Genomic DNA, 3,098 nt, shown 5'->3' on the forward strand with positions numbered 1-3,098 from the left:
TCCCCCGCTCCCGTGGCCCGCTTGTGCGCCTTGAACGCTGCCTCGTAATCCAGTGGCCCGGTCTCGGCTTTGCTCCACGCGATCGGGTCGCTCTCTCGCACATGCCGCTTCTGGGAGACCAGATCGAGACGCTTGGCGTGCTGCTCGGCCGACCGGATTCCGTTTCGGCCGGAACTGATGGACTTGAGCGCACCCGCCCGGACAGCCGCGTATAGGGGCATCTGACATTACTTCCTGCTTCGCAGAAAGTAACACACTATCGATTGACCCTAAAGGGCCGCTCCGCTTCAATCCGTGTGGCAGGGTGTTACCCCCCTGCACCTCCCTTTCCTTCTTGGACTCTGACCTTCCCATCCCTTCCTACCTCATGAGCAAAAAGGCCCCTCTCCCGGCAAAAGGGAAGAACTGGACAGGAGCGAGCGCAGAGCGGGAGCGCCGTAGGCCGCCAGAGGCGTCCTGTCGTGTGCGTATTCACAACTGATTTCCGCACAATGAGGAAATGCGATCATTCGTAAGGAACCTCACTGTGCATACTCTGCTTAACCTGATCCTCAGCATCCTGTTCATTTTGGCTGCTTTTGTCTTTCTTGCCTCCTCGGCTTTTTGAGGGTTTTCCACAAAAAAGAAGGACTACAGGATGATTAAGATTCTTATATATTTCTTAGGGAGCGCTATCCCCGGCAGGAAACCGGTAGAAATGCTTTGTTTTACATGCCAGATTCCGGCACCTATTAGTGCCATAGGCTGACACCTAAAAACAGGTTCTCCACAGGAAGCGAAACCATGGCCCAGATTGTGCGCCTTGCCACACAGCAGCAACGATCGGAACGAGAGGAAGCGGCACAGGTCGCCGAACAGCTCTCGCTCCTATCAGATGAGTTCCTGAAGCATTTGCCGGGAGAGGCGCGTATAGCCATCTCACGGGCGACATACGCGCTACAGAAGGCCGCACGGCCTGACACCGAGGAAGGGCTTTGGCCGGGAGGATTCACCATGCTGAGCCGTATGCAGACCGCCGCGATCTGGGACGCTATCCGCGAACTGCCGTCTGATGACCGGCCAAACAAGGTACGCCATGCGTTCGACCTGGTGCTGCTCAATCTCCGCCAGGACACCGGTGAAATACTACTCACCCGCGACCAGCTCGCGGAAAAAATGGGCTGCGCCTCCAATCACGTCAGCCGGATTATGGGAACGCTGGAAAAAATGGGCGTGATCCGCCGCGAACGACGCAGGATTGAAGGCGTACAAGGCCGGGGTATGGCCGTGTATTTCATTAACCCGCATGTCGCATGGAATGGCTCCCTCGATGTCCGCAAGGCTCAGGCCAAAGACACGCGCCCTCCACTGCAATTCGAACTCCTCCAAGGTGGTGCGACATGAGCAGCGCCCTTTATGACCGTGACTTTTACGCATGGACGACCGAGCAGGCCGGATTACTGCGCGCCGGAAAGCTCTCCGAGGCTGACCTTGAGAACATCGCTGAGGAGATCGAGAGCATGGGAAAATCGGAAAAGCGCGAACTCATCAGCCGTCTGACCGTCCTGCTGCTCCACCTGCTCAAATGGGAGTTTCAGCCTGTGCGACGAGGCCCTTCGTGGCGGCTGTCCATTGCAAACACACGCGATGCCCTGACCGACCACATGGCCGATAACCCGAGCCTGCAAAGCGTCCTTGAGGCCAGTATCGACACGGCCTACCGCCGCGCCCGCCGTGATGCCGCGCTAGAAACTGGACTGGCTGAAAGCACCTTCCCGGCAAGCTGCCCGTGGTCATTTGGGCAGATGATGGCCGAAGACTTCTGGCCGGAAGCCTGATCTTCCACCAGACGCCTTCGGCGGCCTACGGCTGGCGCGTCCCACGCGCCCTCTGGTGCAGCACGCCCCTTTTGCCGGGAGAGGGGCTTTTTTGCTCATGAGGTGGAGAATTTAGCGGCTAAATCGTCTCACATCCCCGGCCCGTTGTCCCAGCCAATATCCAGTTCGTCGTCACGCTGCGCCTCTGCATACCCTGCAATATTCACACGGCTTTGCTCCAGATATGCGACCAAAGAACAGAGCATCGGGGCAACCAATGCTTTCACCGGCTCGATAATCGAGGCCAATGCACTGCGTCTGGGTGATGGCAAGCGAGGGTCATAGGCAAGATGCCACTCCTGTGCAGCATCCCGTCTTGCCCCGGTAACCTCCCTTTTCCAGAAAGCCTGTACCCCCTCAGAAATGGCCTTTTTCGTCTGTTCCGCTACGCTCTCAGCTTCTTTGCGTGCCGCTTCTGCCCGCGCACGCTCGACTGAGATCGCGTGCAGGCTCTCCTGCAAATGCTGCGGCATAGCCCGCCATTGCGCTACCAACTCGGCTCTTCGCGCTTCAGAAACGGTTCTTTTCCGTTGGAAGGCCAGCTCTGTTGGATCTTCCGGCCACGGGAGAACCTTTACAACTTCCCCGCTAGCGAACGCCTGAACAAATCGGGACACCTGCCCAAGCCGCTCTTCGCGCCTAGCTAAGTCCGCAGCCTTCTCATTCGCGATCCGAGCATAGAGGTCGGCGTTCTCATGCACGGCACCCGTCTCTGTTTTCGGTTTTCCACGTTCTAGACGGGGGTCTAGCCGCTTCTGGCACCATCTAGACCAACTGGACTGCATAGCGGCTCCAGAGGTCTTCAAGTCCGGCTCTAGGGCACGTTCAGAGGCAAGCAGTTCCTCCTTGGCCTTGCGACATGAGATGACAGCTTTGGATTTCCCGCTTTTATGCCTCTGCTCTCGCACTGGCGACATGAACACATCGACCACCCCGGAACCGCGTTCGTCCGTATCGTAGCGCAGGCCCCAGACAGAATCGGCGCCGCCCCAGCTCTCGGCCCACGCCTTCGCCTCGGCCACGAGCTGCTTCACACGGGGATTGCTGGCATCGTGTGGATCTCCGGTCTCAGCCAGCCATTCAGGACTGACGACAACCTTGAATTCCATCCCGAGATCCGCGCCCTTCCGTTCCCCCGCTCCCGTGGCCCGCTTGTGCGCCTTGAACGCTGCCTCGTAATCCAGTGGCCCGGTCTCGGCTTTGCTCCACGCGATCGGGTCGCTCTCTCGCACATGCCGCTTC

General features: G+C 58.7%; 4 protein-coding genes. 2 read left to right on the forward strand and 2 right to left on the reverse strand.

Going from position 1 to position 3,098, the window contains the following annotated elements:
* The coding region (locus tag PY793_RS14015; protein ID WP_275178600.1) for a hypothetical protein at positions 1-221 on the reverse strand (221 nt) is incomplete at its 3' end.
* Between the two features lie 562 nt (positions 222-783).
* On the opposite strand from PY793_RS14015, the gene PY793_RS14020 reads away from it, so the two are divergent.
* Both PY793_RS14020 and PY793_RS14025 read left to right on the forward strand, forming a co-directional pair.
* Complete coding sequence (locus tag PY793_RS14020) at positions 784-1,383, forward strand: helix-turn-helix domain-containing protein (RefSeq protein ID WP_275178601.1); 600 nt, start codon at positions 784-786, stop codon at positions 1,381-1,383.
* On the forward strand, positions 1,380-1,817 hold the full coding sequence (locus PY793_RS14025; protein ID WP_275178602.1) for a DUF29 domain-containing protein: 438 nt from the start codon (positions 1,380-1,382) through the stop codon (positions 1,815-1,817). The genes PY793_RS14020 and PY793_RS14025 overlap by 4 nt, the downstream gene beginning before the upstream one ends.
* A 128-nt stretch (positions 1,818-1,945) precedes the next feature.
* Here the strand turns inward: PY793_RS14025 and PY793_RS14030 are convergent.
* The coding region (locus tag PY793_RS14030) for a hypothetical protein (protein ID WP_275178603.1) at positions 1,946-3,098 on the reverse strand (1,153 nt) is incomplete at its 5' end.

Origin of the sequence: Acetobacter fabarum, assembly GCF_029069195.1 — a bacterium.
Lineage (GTDB): Bacteria > Pseudomonadota > Alphaproteobacteria > Acetobacterales > Acetobacteraceae > Acetobacter > Acetobacter fabarum_A.